The 14,624-nt window shown below is 71.5% G+C and carries 14 protein-coding genes; 8 read left to right on the top strand and 6 right to left on the bottom strand.

Features of this window, described 5'->3' with window-relative positions:
* Positions 1–21 precede the first annotated feature (21 nt).
* Together ACZ7L6_RS01265 and ACZ7L6_RS01260 are read right to left on the bottom strand one after the other, a co-directional pair.
* Complete coding sequence (locus ACZ7L6_RS01265; protein ID WP_471919863.1) at positions 22–1,299, bottom strand: hypothetical protein; 1,278 nt, start codon at positions 1,297–1,299, stop codon at positions 22–24.
* 184 nt (positions 1,300–1,483) lie between these two features.
* A complete protein-coding gene (locus ACZ7L6_RS01260) occupies positions 1,484–2,200 on the bottom strand; it encodes an ANTAR domain-containing response regulator (protein WP_471919862.1) in 717 nt (238 codons plus the stop codon).
* Positions 2,201–2,323: 123 nt separating this feature from the next.
* Between ACZ7L6_RS01260 and ACZ7L6_RS01255 the strand changes: the two genes are divergently transcribed.
* Positions 2,324–3,454: a GAF domain-containing protein gene (locus tag ACZ7L6_RS01255; RefSeq protein WP_471919861.1), complete on the top strand. Its 1,131-nt coding sequence runs from the start codon at positions 2,324–2,326 to the stop codon at positions 3,452–3,454.
* 81 nt (positions 3,455–3,535) lie between these two features.
* Here the strand turns inward: ACZ7L6_RS01255 and ACZ7L6_RS01250 are convergent, their stop codons facing one another.
* The gene (locus ACZ7L6_RS01250; RefSeq protein WP_471919860.1) at positions 3,536–4,327 is read right to left on the bottom strand and encodes an RNA polymerase sigma factor SigF; all 792 of its coding nucleotides are present in this window, start codon (positions 4,325–4,327) and stop codon (positions 3,536–3,538) included.
* 288 nt (positions 4,328–4,615) lie between these two features.
* Between ACZ7L6_RS01250 and ACZ7L6_RS01245 the strand changes: the two genes are divergently transcribed.
* Complete coding sequence (locus tag ACZ7L6_RS01245; RefSeq protein WP_471919859.1) at positions 4,616–6,418, top strand: thiamine pyrophosphate-requiring protein; 1,803 nt, start codon at positions 4,616–4,618, stop codon at positions 6,416–6,418.
* Between the two features lie 75 nt (positions 6,419–6,493).
* Here the strand turns inward: ACZ7L6_RS01245 and ACZ7L6_RS01240 are convergent, their stop codons facing one another.
* Positions 6,494–6,640: a hypothetical protein gene (locus ACZ7L6_RS01240; protein ID WP_471919858.1), complete on the bottom strand. Its 147-nt coding sequence runs from the start codon at positions 6,638–6,640 to the stop codon at positions 6,494–6,496.
* 130 nt (positions 6,641–6,770) lie between these two features.
* Between ACZ7L6_RS01240 and ACZ7L6_RS01235 the strand changes: the two genes are divergently transcribed.
* The 5 genes from ACZ7L6_RS01235 to ACZ7L6_RS01215 all read left to right on the top strand — a co-directional run bounded on the left by ACZ7L6_RS01235 (position 6,771) and on the right by ACZ7L6_RS01215 (position 11,028).
* Positions 6,771–7,175, top strand: coding sequence for a DUF2795 domain-containing protein (locus tag ACZ7L6_RS01235; RefSeq protein WP_471919857.1), 405 nt, complete (start codon positions 6,771–6,773; stop codon positions 7,173–7,175).
* A gap of 87 nt (positions 7,176–7,262) precedes the next feature.
* On the top strand, positions 7,263–7,682 hold the full coding sequence (locus ACZ7L6_RS01230; protein WP_471919856.1) for a CBS domain-containing protein: 420 nt from the start codon (positions 7,263–7,265) through the stop codon (positions 7,680–7,682).
* A 5-nt stretch (positions 7,683–7,687) separates the two neighbouring features.
* Positions 7,688–8,356, top strand: a complete 669-nt coding sequence (locus ACZ7L6_RS01225; RefSeq protein ID WP_471919855.1) for a diguanylate cyclase — start codon at positions 7,688–7,690, stop codon at positions 8,354–8,356.
* 6 nt (positions 8,357–8,362) lie between these two features.
* Positions 8,363–8,914 (top strand): type 1 glutamine amidotransferase domain-containing protein, encoded by a 552-nt coding sequence (locus ACZ7L6_RS01220; RefSeq protein WP_471919854.1) that lies wholly within the window; start codon positions 8,363–8,365, stop codon positions 8,912–8,914.
* Positions 8,914–11,028, top strand: coding sequence for a catalase (locus ACZ7L6_RS01215; RefSeq protein ID WP_471919853.1), 2,115 nt, complete (start codon positions 8,914–8,916; stop codon positions 11,026–11,028). Before ACZ7L6_RS01220 ends, ACZ7L6_RS01215 begins: the two co-directional genes overlap by 1 nt.
* 241 nt (positions 11,029–11,269) lie before the next feature.
* Here ACZ7L6_RS01215 and ACZ7L6_RS01210 read toward each other — a convergent pair whose 3' ends face one another.
* Positions 11,270–11,533, bottom strand: a complete 264-nt coding sequence (locus ACZ7L6_RS01210) for a DUF6158 family protein (RefSeq protein WP_471919852.1) — start codon at positions 11,531–11,533, stop codon at positions 11,270–11,272.
* Between the two features lie 59 nt (positions 11,534–11,592).
* Between ACZ7L6_RS01210 and ACZ7L6_RS01205 the strand changes: the two genes are divergently transcribed.
* Entirely contained in the window at positions 11,593–12,699 is a 1,107-nt protein-coding gene (locus tag ACZ7L6_RS01205; protein WP_471919851.1) for a baeRF2 domain-containing protein, read from the top strand.
* A gap of 196 nt (positions 12,700–12,895) precedes the next feature.
* Here ACZ7L6_RS01205 and ACZ7L6_RS01200 read toward each other — a convergent pair whose 3' ends face one another.
* A complete protein-coding gene (locus tag ACZ7L6_RS01200; RefSeq protein WP_471919850.1) occupies positions 12,896–14,515 on the bottom strand; it encodes an ABC-F family ATP-binding cassette domain-containing protein in 1,620 nt (539 codons plus the stop codon).
* Positions 14,516–14,624: the final 109 nt, after the last annotated feature.

Genomic DNA, 14,624 nt, shown 5'->3' with positions numbered 1-14,624 from the left:
CGCGAGGCTTCACCGTACCCATCAGCCCTCCGTGGGAGGCGCCTTGCGGCACAGCCGGTACACCGCGCCCCCGCACGCGCCCGCGATCAGGACTCCGCCGGCGACCAGCGCGGGAACCGAGTCGGTGAACGCCCCGCCCGCACCGGCCTGCACGCCGCGGTGGACGCCCTCACCGCCGCAGTCCTCCTCCTCGCTCCCGCCGGAGTGGGGCCCGGTCTCGTCCCAGGCGGACTCGGACTTCTCGGCCGCCGCCGCGTCCCAGTCGGACCCGGCCCCGCCCGAGTCGGATCCGGCCCCGCCCGAGTCGGGCCCAGTCGCGTCTGAGTCGAGGCCGCTCCCGCCCGGGTCGGATCCACTCCCGCCCGAGTCGGATCCGCTCTTGCCCCGGCCCGTCTCGGCCGTCTCGGGTTCGGTCAAGTCCGCATCCGTCTTGTCCGAGTCGGCCCCGGTCCCGTCCCAGCCGGGCTCGGTCCTGCCCGAGTGGGACCCGGTGCAGGAACGGCTGCCGCCATCGGTCCCGTCCCCGTCGCCCGCCGTACCGCCCCCACCGTCCTTGCCGGCCTCGCCGTCTTGGCCGGCTCCCCCACCGCCCGTACCGTCTCCGCCGCCCGTGCCAGCCTCGCCGTCCTCGCCGACTCCCCCACCACCCGTACCGCCTCCGCCGCCCGTGCCAGCTCCGCCGTCCTCGCCGACTCCCCCACCGCCCGTACCGTCTCCGCCGCCCGTGCCGGCCTCGCCGTCCTCGCCGACTCCCCCACCACCCGTACCGCCTCCGCCGCCCGTACTGGCTCCACCGTCCTTGCCAGCCCCACCGTCCGTACCACCCACACCGTTCTCGCCGCCCCCGCCGTCCTTGCCATCCCCGCCGCCACCGTCCCGGGCCACCGTGAACGTCGCGCTCCACCCCTTGCCCTTCCCGCCGGACGCCACCGGGCAAGTGCCGTCGACCGCCCACGACGAGTCGGATCCGATCGCATCCGCGTCGCCCTTGAAGTTCTCGGCCCGGGCGATCCTGGCGGTGCCGCTGTAGGCGGCCCCCGCCGCCTGCTCGGCGTTGCCGGTGACCCGTTTCAGCCGGACGGTGCCCTCCTCGAAGGCCTGGGAGGTGGCCTCGACGGTGGCTGGCGCGGCGGCCCCGTCGAGAGCGTCGCAGGAGAGCGAGACGGTGACGCTGCCGCCCGGGGCGACGGTGCCGGGGCTGACCTCCGCGGCCGGGTCCGCCGAGGCGGCCGAGGCGGCGAAGCCCAGGACGACCCCGGCCAGAGCGGGGACGGACAGGGCACAGACGGGGCGGCGCATGGGGCGGACTCCTTCGGCCGACGGCTGCGGGGGCACGGCGGTCATGCCCCCGCAGCCATGACAGCCCGCCCGGCGCCCGGGCGCGCGCGGCCGGGCACCATTCGCGGGAAGGTGGCGGCCAAGTGGGTGAGTGACTGACGTCGTGGACTCCGCGGTGCCCGACCGGCCCCATGAACTCCCGCGGTCAGTTCATCAGCGCCGCCAAGTCCCGTTCCAGCCCCCGCCCCCGCCTGCTGACAACGCCGGACGCGACGTCCGACAGCTTGCGGTTGGTGCCCTGGGAGATGCGGCGCAGTACGCCGAACGCGGCCTCGGCGTCGCAGCCGAGGACGTGCATGACGATGCCGCACGCCTGGTCGACGACGGGCCGGGAGCGCAGGGCGGTGCCGAGGTGGTCGAGCTCGGTGAGCGCGGCGCGGTAGGAGCGGTCGCGGACCAGGCAGCTGGCGGCGAGTTCGCCGAGGGCGTGCACGGGCCCGTGCGAGGCGTTCTCCAGGGCGCCCGGCCGGAAGCTGTAGAGACTGAGCGTCACCAGGAGCCCGGAGCGGCGGAACGGAAGCGTGACGGTGGACCGCACCCCGGAGTCGAGCGCCACGGCGCGGTACTCCGGCCAGCGCTCGTCGTGCAGCAGATCGGTCGAGTCGACGGGCCGACCGCCTTCCATGGCGTCCGGAATGGGCCCGTCCCCGGAGCGGAGCTGCACGGCGACGAGTCCGGCGAGGTCGGGATGGGTGACGGCGGCGGGCCGCTCGGCACCCGCCTCGGACACCATGCTGCTCGCCCCGCAGCAGTCGGCGGTGCAGCGCACGGCCTGTTCGGCCAGCTCGGACAGCCTGCGCCCCGGAAGGGCGGCTTCGGCGGACTCGTCTCCCAAGTAACCCACGTGTTCCTGAGCGGGCATCCTCAACTCCTCCTCTTCTGTGCGCGTTCCCGGTCCCGGCCGGGGAAAACAGCCGGGAAACAAGGGAAGCCAGTCGACCACCCGCCTCCCCGCGGCGTCCTGCCGGGAGCTAGGTTCGTTCCCATGGCGCAGACGACGGACGAATTCGGTGAAGAGCTTGCGGATTTCGTGCGCCGCGTCGCGGAGCTCAAGGCGGCACGGTCCGTGTCGGAAGGAAACCTGCCGACGGTCCTGGACGCGGCCATCTTCGAACTCGACCACGTGGCCGACCAGTTGTGGCCGTGGTACGAACGGCTGTCCTCGGCCGGACCGCCCCGTACGGCGTCCGCCGACCGCCAGGAGCAGCACCTGCTGCGGGCGGTGTTCCAGCGGTTTCCGCTGCCGGTGGCACTGGTGGACCGGGAGGCGGTGGTGCGCCGGCTGAACTTCGCGGCGACGTCGTTCACGGGCGTCCGGGCGGGCTATGCGACGGGCCGGCCGCTGACCGGTTTCCTCGCCCATGCCGACCGGGCGGCGTTCCGTTCGCAGGCCGCGGCAGTGGCTCGGGGCGAGGGCGACCGGAGCCTCACCGTGCACCTGCAGCAGCGCCCGTCCTCGCCGGTCCACACCACCCTGGCCGCCGTACGCCCGAGCGGGGAGCCGCACCCCACCGTGCTGGTGGTGCTGCAGCCCGGCGAGCTGAAGGCACCCGGCGCACCGCCCCCGACCGCCGCGCCGCCGGCGCACGTCCCCGACCTCACCGAGACGACCCGGCACGCGGCCCTGATGGACCTCCAGGACGAGATGACCACGGCCCTCCTGACCGCACCGCGCGGCGACCGCGAGGCAGTCGTCCAGCGGGCGGCCCAGGTCCTCCACGGCCGCTTCGCCGACTGGGTGATCGCCGACACGGGCACCGGCCGGCTGTCCCGTACGACGGTGCTGGCCCCCTCGGAGAAGGAGGCGGCAGCCCTCACGGAACAGGACCCGGCCACGTGCCCTCTGCTCACGGAGACGACGCGCACCGCATCCCCGTCCCTGCAGATACGCCCCGAGAACCCGGACGCCTTCGGCAGGGACAGGGAGGGCGCCCCCGTCCTCGTACAGGCAAACGTCACGTCACTGCTGTGCGTGCCGTTGACGGTGGACGGCGCGGTACACGGCGTCCTGACCCTGTTCAGATGCGGAGCCCGCCTGGCCTTCTCCATGGCAGAGGCGAAGGCGATGGACACGATGTCCCGCCACATAGCACTGGCGGCCACCAGAACGCCCTAGGGGCGCGGGGAACTGCGCGAGCAACCATCTACGACCCGCACTCCGCAGCAAACCCGCACCCCCTATGGCGAAACCCGAACCTCAGGCCACATCACTCAGCACCTGTTCCCGCACCCGGCTGCAGCACCGGCTGATCAGCCGGGACACATGCATCTGCGAGATACCCAACTGCTCGGCGATCCGACTCTGCGTCATGTCCCCGAAGAACCGCATGTACAAGATCGCCCGCTCCCGCTCAGGCAGCGCGGCGAGCCGCGGCGCGACGGCCTCACGGTCCACGACCGTGTCCAGCGCGGGGTCCGCGGAGCCCAGCGCGTCGCTCAACGAGTACCCGTCGTCGCTGCCGGGCAGTTCCGCGTCCAGCGACAGGGCGGTGAAACTCTCCAGCGCCTCCAGACCGACCTTGACATCGGCCTCGTCCATGTCGGCGTGCTCGGCGATCTCGGCGACCGTGGGCCTGCGGCCCGAGACGGTCTGGAGGTCCTGCACGGCGAACCGCACACGGTTGCGCAGGTCCTGCACCCGGCGCGGCACGTGCAGCGTCCACATGTGGTCGCGGAAGTGCCGCTTGATCTCGCCGGTGATGGTGGGCACGGCATAACTCTCGAAGGCGTTGCCGCGCTCGGGGTCGTACCGGTCGACGGCCTTGACCAGCCCGAGGGCGGCGACCTGCCGCAGGTCCTCGAAGCTCTCCCCGCGGCTGCGGAACCGCCCGGCGAGCCGGTCGGCCATGGGCAGCCACGCCTCGACGATCCTGTCGCGGATGGTGTCGCGCTGCTGCCCCTCGGGCAGCGAGGCGAGCTTGCGGAAGTCCTCCGCGGTGTCGGGGGCGTCGTCGTGCGGGTGGTGCTTCGCGCTCACTGAAGTGGGCATGGTGCGTCGCAACTCCCTTTGCTGTGCTCTGGGTTGGACGGTCACCGCGGGAGTGTGGGCGCGCACCGAAGCCGGACACACCCGTGGCGGCTGATACGCCGCGTCCGGCGGCTGGTACACCGCGTCCGGCGGCTGATACGCCGCTCCCACGGACGTGCCTCCTGTCCGAAGCACTGTCCTTCGCCTGCCCCTGCTCCCGCTCCGCAAACACCGCTCAGGTTTTCCCCTCACCCGCAGGGTCACTCGTAGCGGTGCCGCGCAGTACCCGGAGAGGCCAGGAGGTCCCGCATGAGCACCAAGGTCGCCGACCACGTCCTGCAGCGCCTGCGCGAGTGGGGTGTGGAGCACGTCTTCGGCTATCCCGGCGACGGCATCAACGGCCTGCTCGCCGCCTGGGGCCGGGCCGAGAACGAGCCCCGTTTCATCCAGTCCCGGCACGAGGAGATGTCCGCGTTCCAAGCGGTCGGTTACGCCAAGTTCAGCGGCCGGCTCGGCGTGTGCGCGGCGACGTCCGGCCCCGGCGCGATCCACCTGCTGAACGGCCTGTACGACGCCAAGCTCGATCATGTCCCGGTCCTGGCGATCGTCGGCCAGACCCACCGCACCGCGATGGGCGGCTCGTACCAGCAGGAGGTGGACCTGCACACGCTGTTCAAGGACGTCGCCTCGGACTTCGTGGAGACGGTGACGGTCCCCGAGCAGCTGCCGAACGTCCTGGACCGGGCGATCCGCACCGCGTACGCGCGCCGCGCCCCCACGGCGATCATCATCCCGGGCGATGTGCAGGAGCTCGACTACTCGCCGCCCACGCACGAGTTCAAGATGGTGCCGTCCAGCCTGGACCGCAGCGGCTGGACGGCGATCCCGTCGGAGGACTCGGTGCGCAGGGCGGCGGAGATCCTCAACGCCGGTGACAAGGTGGCGATCCTGGTCGGCCAGGGCGCATCCGGCGCGCGGGCCGAGGTGGAGCGGATCGCCGAACTGCTCGGCGCCGGCGTGGCCAAGGCGCTGCTCGGCAAGGACGTCCTGAGCGACGAACTGCCGTACGTCACGGGCTCGATCGGCCTGCTGGGCACCCGCCCGTCGTACGAGCTGATGCGGGACTGCGACACCCTGCTGACCATCGGGTCGTCCTTCCCGTACACGCAGTTCCTGCCGGACTTCGGCAAGGCGCGGGGCGTGCAGATCGACATCGATCCGCACATGGTCGGGATGCGGTATCCGTACGAGGTGAATCTCGTCGGCGACGCGAAGGCGACGCTGGAGCGGCTGATCCCGCTGATCGAGTCGGAGGAGCGCGGCCGCGAGTGGTACGACACGGTGTGCGACAACGTCACGCGCTGGCGCGAGGTCATGGAGCGGCGGGCGCACCTGTCGGCCGACCCGATCAACCCGGAGTACGTCGCCCGCGCACTGGACCCGCTGCTGCCCGGCAACGCCATCATCAGCTCCGACTCGGGCTCGGCGGCGAACTGGTACGCCCGCCATCTGACGCTGCGGCCCGGCATGCGCGCGTCGCTGTCCGGGACGCTGGCGACGATGGGCTGCGGGGTGCCGTACGCGATCGGCGCGAAGTTCGCGCACCCGAACCGTCCGGCGATCGCGCTGGTCGGCGACGGGGCGATGCAGATGAACGGGCTGGCGGAGCTGATCACGGCCGCGAAGTACAAGGACCAGTGGGACGATCCGCGCCTGATCGTGGGCGTGTTCAACAACCACGACCTCAACCAGGTCACCTGGGAGATGCGGGCCATGGAGGGCGCCCCGTCCTTCCTGCCCTCCCAGGAGATCCCGGACGTGCAGTACGCCGCCTTCGCCCGCTCCCTCGGCCTGACCGGCATCCGGGTGGAGAAGCCCGAGGACGTCGAGGCGGGCTGGCGCGCGGGCCTCGAGGCGGACGGCCCCGCGGTGATCGAGTTCCTGACGGACCCGGCCGTACCGCCGATCCCGCCGCACGCCACCTGGGAGCAGATGGAGGCGACGGCCGCGTCGATCCTGAAGGGCGACGCTGACCGGGGGTCGATGGTCAAGCAGGGGTTCAAGGCGAAGATGCAGGAGTTCCTGCCGGGACGGGAGAAGAGGCACGGCTGACGCCGACACCGTCCGCATCGGCTTCGCGTACGCGACCGGCGGCGCCCGCACTGTCGGGCGCCGCCGGTCGGGGCTTCAGTGGCCCGGTCGCTCGGTGAGCCGGCGCCGCCGCTCCGGCCGGTCCTGGTCCTGCTCCCTCGGGAGGAGCAGTTCCTCGTAACGGCCCAGTGCCAGCACCATGCCGAGCATCAGAAGTGGAAGTAGCACAGCGATCAGTGCCATGGCCCGGTCCTTCCCCAGAGCGTGCGCGGGGGGTGAAGGTCCGGGTCTCCCGCCTTCCGGGGCGCAAACCCTGTGTCGGCCCCCTCTCATCGGGTACGCGGTGCGCACCCCCGAAGATCTGGAGGGAGTCATGCAGCGAGGCAGTGACCGGCTGAGCGTTCACCGTGACGACGAGATGAAGCACGAACTGCAGGGGCTGCTGCGGTCCGGGCACCCCACGCGGACCGAGGAGTGGCACGACCCGGAGCCGTCCGCGGACGACGACCCGCAGGTCGCGCACGGACCGGTGGGGTGGCCGGGGCCCCAGGCAGCGTCCCTGGAGACGGTCCGGCTGGAGCTGGCGCGGATTCTGGGCCGTAGCTCCTTCCCGGCGAGCCCCCGGGATCTGATCAGTGCCCTGCGCCGCGGATACGCGCCCGACGCTCTCGTGGAGCCGCTGGAGCGGCTGCCGCGCTCGGCGCGCTACGCCAACGTCCAGGAGCTGGCCGAGGCCCTGACCGGGGCCGAACGGTCCACGCGGCGCAGGAACGCATAGGGGGCCGGTGGCCGGGTACTGCGGGCGGGGTCACACCGCCGCGACCGCGGCACCCGTACCGGCCGCGTAACGCAGGAAGGGCCAGTAATGGCTGATTTCGTAAGGGACGTCATGACTCCGGGCGTGGTCGCCGTCCGCCCGGACGCCTCGCTCGTCGAGGCGGCGCAGCTGATGCGGGCGCAGGACATCGGCGATGTGGTGGTGGCCGACGGACAGGATGTCGTGGGCGTGCTCACCGACCGTGACATCACGGTGCGGGCGGTCGCCGACGGCGCCGATCCGCTGACGGTGAGCGCCGAGTCGGTGTGCAGCCGGGACCCGGTGGTGATCGAGCCGGGCGAGCGGGTGTCGGTGGCGGTCGCGCTGATGCGCGAGCACGCCGTACGACGGCTGCCGGTCGTCGAGGACGGCCTGCCGGTCGGCATCGTCAGCCTCGGGGACCTGGCCGAGAAGCAGGATCCCGGCTCGGCGCTGGCCGAGATCAGCCGTGCGGCTCCGGACGAGTGAGGCCCATGGGACGACGGGACCAGGCCGCCGAGATCAGCGCCTCCGGCGTCACCGCGGACGTCGGTGACGCCACCGTCCGCTATCTGCTGTACGGGCTGCTGCCCAGCTGGTTCGTGCCGGGCCTCGCCGACTGGTGGATGCACCGGCGGACCCGGATCGAGGAGACGGCGGGCACCAAGGAGTCGCTGATCCACGCGCTGATGATGACCGAGGTGGGCATCCCCATCGCGCTGACCCTGCGCTACGAGGTCAACCCGCTGCTGCTCAGCGTGCAGCTCGGCGCGACCGCGGCGCACGAGGCGACCGCGCTGTGGGACGTGCGCACGGCCGTCGACAGCGACCGCGAGGTCAAGCCGGTCGAGCAGCACATCCACAGCTTCCTGGAGTCGCTGCCGTTCGGCGGACTGTCCGCGCTGATGTGTCTGCACGCCGACCAGGTGAAGTCGCTGGTGCGCGGCGGCCGCGGCGATCCGGACGCCTGGCGTCTCGTGCCGCGCCGGCGCCCGCTGTCCCGCGGCTATCTCGCCGGCATCGCGGCCGCGATCGGCACCTGTGTGCTGCTGCCGTACGGCGAGGAACTGCTGCGCTGCGCGCGCACGGCCAGGCGCGACAAGAAACGGGACAGGAAACGCGCGAGCGACGAGACCCGTTTCCGGGCCACGGAAGGACGTTGAACCATCATGCGCATCGCATTTCTGACCGCACCCGAGGGCGTCGAGCAGGTCGAGCTCACCGATCCGTGGCAGGCGGCGGTGGACGCGGGGCACGAACCGGTGCTGGTGTCGACGAAGCCGGGCACGATCCAGGCGTTCCACCATCTCGACAAGGCGGAGAAGTTCCCCGTGCAGGAGGTCCTCGGGGACATCTCGGCCGACTCCTTCGACGGGCTGGTCCTGCCGGGCGGGGTCGCCAACCCGGACTATCTGCGGATGAACCGCAAGGCGGTCGCGTTCGTGCGGGACTTCTTCGAGAAGGGCCGCCCGGTCGCCGCGATCTGCCACGCCCCATGGACGCTGGTGGAGGCGGACGTCGTACGCGGCCGGGTGCTGACCTCCTGGCCGAGTCTGCAGACGGACATCCGCAACGCGGGCGGCACCTGGGTCGACGAGCAGGTGCGGATCTGCGACCACGGCCCGAACAAGCTGGTCACCAGCCGTAAGCCGGACGATCTGAAGGCGTTCTGCGACACGTTCCTGGACGTGTTCGCCCGGGAGTCCAAGGAGGCCGCCTGATGGGGGACCACAAGCAGGAGCAGGCGGACCGCAAGCAGGAGCAGAGGGAGGCCTTCCGGGCGGACGACCCCGCGGCCGGGCCGCTCACCACCGACCAGGGAGTCGAGGTCGACCACACCGACGACTCGCTGGCCGTCGGCGAGCGCGGTCCGACGCTGATGGAGGACTTCCACTTCCGGGAGAAGCTCACCCACTTCGACCACGAGCGGATCCCGGAGCGAGTGGTGCACGCGCGGGGCGCGGGCGCGTACGGCTACTTCGAACCGTACGAGTCCTGCGCGGAGTTCACCCGCGCGGCCTTCCTCCAGGACCCGTCCGTGCAGACGCCGGTGTTCGTGCGGTTTTCCACGGTGCAGGGGCCGAAGGGCTCTGCGGACACCGTGCGGGACGTACGCGGCTTCGCGACCAAGTTCTACACGTCGGAGGGGAACTACGACCTGGTCGGGAACAACTTCCCGGTCTTCTTCATCCAGGACGGCATCAAGTTCCCGGACTTCGTGCACGCGGTGAAACCGGAGCCGCACAACGACATCCCCACCGGCGCCTCCGCACACGACACGCTCTGGGACTTCGTGTCGCTGCAGCCGGAGACGCTGCACGCGATCATGTGGCTGATGTCGGACCGGGCGATCCCCCGCAGCTACCGCATGATGCAGGGCTTCGGCGTGCACACTTTCCGCTTCGTGAACGCGGCCGGCAAGGGCACCTACGTGAAGTTCCACTGGAAACCGCGACTGGGTGTGCAGTCGCTGGTGTGGGACGAGGCGCAGGAGTGCCAGGGCCGTGACCCGGACTTCAACCGGCGCGACCTGTGGGACGCGATCGAGGCGGGCGAGTACCCGGAGTGGGAGCTGGGCGTCCAGCTCGTGCCGGAGGAGGACGAGTTCGCCTTCGACTTCGATCTGCTCGACGCCACGAAGATCATCCCGGAGGAGCAGGTGCCGGTACGGCCGATCGGTCGGATGGTCCTGAACCGCAACCCGGAGAATTTCTTCGCGGAGACCGAGCAGGTCGCCTTCCACACGGCGAACGTCGTCCCCGGCATCGACTTCACCAACGACCCGCTGCTCCAGGCCCGCAACTTCTCCTACCTGGACACCCAGTTGATCCGCCTGGGCGGCCCCAACTTCACGCAGATCCCCGTCAACCGCCCGCTGGCGCCCGTCCGCACCAACCAGCGCGACGGCTATCACCAGAGCGCGATCCACCGGGGCACCAACTACTTCCCGAACTCCCTCGGCGGCGGCTGCCCCGCGCACGCCGGTGCCGACGGGCACGCGTACACGCACTACGCGGAACGCGTCGACGGCGCCAAGATCCGCCGCCGCAGCGCGAGTTTCCAGGACCACTACACCCAGCCCGCGATGTTCTGGAACAGCATGGCCGACTGGGAGCAACAGCACATCGTCGAGGCGTTCCGGTTCGAGCTGGGCAAGGTCGGGGCGAGGGAGGTACGGGCCCGTACGGTCGAGCATCTCGCCAGGGTGAACGGTGACCTGGCGGCCGAGGTGGCACGCGGCATCGGAGTGCCGGAGCCGTCCGGGACGGAGGCCGCGGACAAGCTGTCCTCCCCCGCCCTGAGCCTGGAGTCGCTGCGCGGAGACGGCTCGATCCGCACCCGGCAGATCGCCGTCCTCGTGCACGACGGCGTCGACACCGCCCAGGTCACGTCGGTGCGTGACGCGCTCACGGCCGAGGGCGCGATCGTCGAGGCGCTGGCGCCGTCGGACGGCGCGGTCACCGGGGCCGACGGTGACCGGTTCGCGGTCGACCGCGCGCTGCCGACCGTCGCCTCGGTGCTGTACGACGCCGTGCTGCTGCCCGGCGGCCCCGTGGGCACTCCGCCGACGGCCGCCGACCAGGACGCGATGCGCTTCGTACGGGACGCCTATCGGCACGGCAAACCGGTGGGCGCGCTCGGCTCCGGCGTGGGCGTCCTGTCCTCCCTCGAGCCGGAGGGCGTACGCCTGTCCGCCGAGTTCCACCACACGGTCGCCGACCAGGGCGTGGTGACGGACACCTCGCCGGGGCCGGCGAGCGAGGAGTTCCTGCGGGCCTTCGTGGCCGCGGTGGCGGCGCATCGCCATTGGGGGCGGCCGCCGGTGCGGTGCTGAGACCAGAAGACCAGGTGCGCCGGGACGAGGGACTGACGGGGTCCTCCCGGCGCACCGACGTGGAGAGGCCGGACGTGGAGAGGCCGGACGTGGAGAGGCCGCGGAGAGACCGGAGCGGTGCCAGCGGTGGTCCAGGCGCGCTTCATCGGCCCGCGGCCCCGCAGGGATCGTGCACCCGCAGGTTCGTCCAGGCGTGTGACCGACGGCCGTGCGTCACACCGATGTGACCGACGGCCGTGCCTCACACCGGGGGAACGGTGCGGTCGCGGGCGCCCTCACGGGTTCGGCCTGCGGCCACCGTGCGGCGTGGGTTGCGGCGCAGGTATTCGCCCTCCAGCTGAGCCATGCGTTCGTTGTGGGCCCGCAGCGCGTCGTTCGAGCCGTACAGCAGCGTGTCGTGGCGCGTCCGGTGGATGGTCTCCAGCTCCTTCATGAGCTGCTGGTCGTCCAGCCGGCCGGGATCGACTCCGGTCATCGTGGTGTCCCGCTCGTCGTGTTCAGTCATGCCGTCCGGGTACCCGCCCGTAGAGCACACAGCCCCCGAGAGGTGTACGGGAGAGAACCATGGATCTCGCCTTTCTGCATCCACTGTACGAACACCCTGGTCCCTGGGCCTCCGTGTACGTCGACACCTCACGCCACACGGAGGACACACCCCACGAACGACACCTGACGGCTCAGGCCCTGTCCCGGGAGCTCGCCGGGCAGGGCGCCGACGACTCGACCTGCCGGGCCGTACGGGCCGCGCTGGAGGAACTGGAGCACTCCTCCGAGCCCCATGGGCGCGCGATCTTCGCCTGCGCGGGTGAAGTGGTGCTGGATCCGCCGCTGGCCCGCGCCCCGCTGCGCGACAGCGCGCACTGGGCGCCGCTGCCGCACACCGCGCCGCTGCTGGAGCTGGCGGGTGAGGACCCCGTGTGCGTGGTGGCCTACGTCGACCGCAAGGGCGCCGCCTTCGAGCTGCGTACCGCGCTGGGCCGGCAGGACGTCGGCTCGGTCACCGGCCGGCAGCATCCGATCCACCGGACGAGCACGGTCGACTGGTCCGAGCGGCACTTCCAGCTCAAGGTGGAGAACACCTGGGAGCACAACGCCGCCGAGATCGCCGACGCGCTCGCCGTATGCCAGGAGGAGACCCGCGCCGACCTGCTGATTCTCGTCGGTGACGACCGGGAGCGGCGGGCCGTGCACGAACGGCTGCCGCAGCGGATGCAGGATCTCGTGGTCGAGGCGCCGCACGGCACCGGCAGCAGGCTGCTCGACGAGGATGTCGCACGGGCCCGCGAGGAGCATGTACGGCAGCGGGCGGAGCGGGAGCTGGAGCGGTTCCTGGCGGCCCGCGAGCCGGGTCCCGAGGGGCGTTCCGGGGCGGTGGAGGGGGTGCCCGCGCTGATCGAGGCGGCGCGTGAGCACCGTATCGACGAGCTGCTGATCCGTCCGGACGCTCCTGACGCGCATCGTGAGGTGTGGATCGGTGAGGATCCGGACCAGGTGGCGGTGCGCCGTACGGATCTGAAGATCCTCGGCGAGCAGCACGCGTGGTCGGCCCGCGCGGACGACGCGCTGATCCGCTCCGCGGTCGCCACGGGTGCGGCTGCGCTGTCGCTGACCCCGGCGGACCCGGAGAGGGAGCCGGCGGGAGGTCTGGGGGCCCTGCTGCGCTGGACGTGACCGCCGGGGGCACGTCCCGACATTTCCTCGCCCCCGCCGCCCCTACCCGTCCCATCCCTGGGGGCTGCGCCCCCAGACCCCCGCTTCGGCCCTGAACGGGCCTCGTCCTCAAACGCCGGACGGGCTGTAAGTCAGCCCGTCCGGCGTTTTAGGAGCGGGGGTCCAGGGGGCAGAGCCCCCTGGCGGGGGCGAAGAACTACCGGGCCCGTTCCACCCGGCGTTCGTCCCACACCGGTTCCGGCGTCTCGCGGACGCGACCGTCGCTGCCGAAGACCAGATAACGGTCGAAGGAACGGGCGAACCACCGGTCGTGCGTGACCGCCAGCACCGTACCGTCGAAGGCCTCCAGCCCTTCCTGAAGCGCCTCCGCGGACTCCAGATCGAGGTTGTCCGTCGGCTCGTCGAGGAGCAGCGCCGTCACACCCTCCAACTCCAGCAGAAGAATCTGGAAACGCGCCTGCTGACCTCCCGACAGCCGGTCGAAGGCCTGCTCGGCCTGCTGGGTCAGCTCATAGCGCCGCAGCCGCGACATCGCCGCACCCCGGTCCTGGGCATGCTCCTTCCACAGGATGTCGAGGAGCGTCCGCCCCATCAGCTCGGGATGCGCGTGCGTCTGCGCGAAGTGCCCGGGCACCACACGCGCGCCCAGCCTCCACTCCCCCGTGTGCGCCACGTCCTCACCCGCCAGCAACCGCAGGAAGTGCGACTTGCCGGACCCGTTGGAGCCGAGAACAGCGACGCGTTCGCCGTAGAAGACCTCCAGGGAGAACGGCTTCATCAGGCCGGTCAGCTCGAGCCCCTCGCAGGTGACGGCCCGTACCCCGGTGCGTCCGCCCTTCAGCCGCATCCTGATGTCCTGCTCACGCGGCGGCTCCGGCGGCGGCCCGGCCTCCTCGAACTTGCGCAGCCGGGTCTGGGCCGCCTGGTAGCGGGAGGCCAGCTCATGGCTGATGGAGGCGGCCTGGCGGAGGCTCAGCACCAGCTTCTTCAACTGGGCGTGCTTCTCGTCCCAGCGCCTGCGCAACTCCTCGAAACGGGCGAAGCGTTCGCGCCGGGCCTCGTGGTACGTGGCGAAGCCACCACCGTGCACCCACGCGTCCGCGCCGGCCGGCGAGGGCTCCACCGACACGATCTTCTCGGCGGCGCGGGCGAGGAGTTCACGATCGTGGGAGACGAAGAGAACCGTCTTACGGGTCTCCTTCAGACGCTCCTCCAGCCAGCGCTTGCCGGGCACGTCGAGATAGTTGTCGGGCTCGTCGAGCAGCAGCACCTCGTCCGTGCCGCGCAGCAGCGCCTCCAGCACCAGCCGCTTCTGCTCACCGCCGGACAGGGTCCGTACCTGCCGCCACTGCGCCTTCTCGTACGGCACGCCGAGCGCGGCCGTGGTGCACATGTCCCACAGCGTCTCGGCCTCGTACCCGCGCGCTTCGGCCCAGTCGGCGAGGGCCTGCGCATACCTGAGCTGGGCGGCCTCGTCGTCGACGGTCATGATGGCGTGCTCGGCGGCGTCGACGGCCTTCGCCGCCTCGCGGATCCGGGGCGGTGCGACCGAAACGAGCAGATCGCGTACGGTCGTCTCGTCCCGTACGGACCCCACGAACTGCCGCATCACACCGAGACCGCCACTGACGGTGACCGTCCCGCCGTGCGGCTTCAGCTCACCGGAGATCAGCCGCAGCAGGGTCGTCTTCCCGGCCCCGTTGGGCCCGACCAGGGCGACCACGGCCCCTTCCCCCACCCGGAAGGACACGTCGCCGAGCAACGCCCTCCCGTCGGGGAGGTAGTACTCGAGGTGCGCGGCTTCCAGATGTCCCATGGTGCCGAATTCTGCGGGCCGACGCGGAGCCCGGGCAAACCGTTATCCAGAACGCCGGACGCCGAGACGCGCCCCAAGGGGCGCGGGGCTGTGACATATGCGGCTCCGC

This window comes from Streptomyces sp. NPDC107522 (assembly GCF_055657525.1).
This window is presented reverse-complemented; position numbering and strand designations above follow the sequence as displayed.

Coding starts and splice junctions, on each gene's coding strand:
- ACZ7L6_RS01230 (WP_471919856.1), top strand. CDS start 7,263: ATGGCTGATTTCGTAAGGGACGTCATGACTCCGGGCGTGGTCGCCGTC.
- ACZ7L6_RS01250 (WP_471919860.1), bottom strand. CDS start 4,327: ATGCCCACTTCAGTGAGCGCGAAGCACCACCCGCACGACGACGCCCCC.
- ACZ7L6_RS01240 (WP_471919858.1), bottom strand. CDS start 6,640: ATGGCACTGATCGCTGTGCTACTTCCACTTCTGATGCTCGGCATGGTG.
- ACZ7L6_RS01210 (WP_471919852.1), bottom strand. CDS start 11,533: ATGACTGAACACGACGAGCGGGACACCACGATGACCGGAGTCGATCCC.
- ACZ7L6_RS01205 (WP_471919851.1), top strand. CDS start 11,593: ATGGATCTCGCCTTTCTGCATCCACTGTACGAACACCCTGGTCCCTGG.
- ACZ7L6_RS01215 (WP_471919853.1), top strand. CDS start 8,914: ATGGGGGACCACAAGCAGGAGCAGGCGGACCGCAAGCAGGAGCAGAGG.
- ACZ7L6_RS01220 (WP_471919854.1), top strand. CDS start 8,363: ATGCGCATCGCATTTCTGACCGCACCCGAGGGCGTCGAGCAGGTCGAG.
- ACZ7L6_RS01245 (WP_471919859.1), top strand. CDS start 4,616: ATGAGCACCAAGGTCGCCGACCACGTCCTGCAGCGCCTGCGCGAGTGG.
- ACZ7L6_RS01260 (WP_471919862.1), bottom strand. CDS start 2,200: ATGCCCGCTCAGGAACACGTGGGTTACTTGGGAGACGAGTCCGCCGAA.
- ACZ7L6_RS01200 (WP_471919850.1), bottom strand. CDS start 14,515: ATGGGACATCTGGAAGCCGCGCACCTCGAGTACTACCTCCCCGACGGG.
- ACZ7L6_RS01255 (WP_471919861.1), top strand. CDS start 2,324: ATGGCGCAGACGACGGACGAATTCGGTGAAGAGCTTGCGGATTTCGTG.
- ACZ7L6_RS01235 (WP_471919857.1), top strand. CDS start 6,771: ATGCAGCGAGGCAGTGACCGGCTGAGCGTTCACCGTGACGACGAGATG.
- ACZ7L6_RS01225 (WP_471919855.1), top strand. CDS start 7,688: ATGGGACGACGGGACCAGGCCGCCGAGATCAGCGCCTCCGGCGTCACC.
- ACZ7L6_RS01265 (WP_471919863.1), bottom strand. CDS start 1,299: ATGCGCCGCCCCGTCTGTGCCCTGTCCGTCCCCGCTCTGGCCGGGGTC.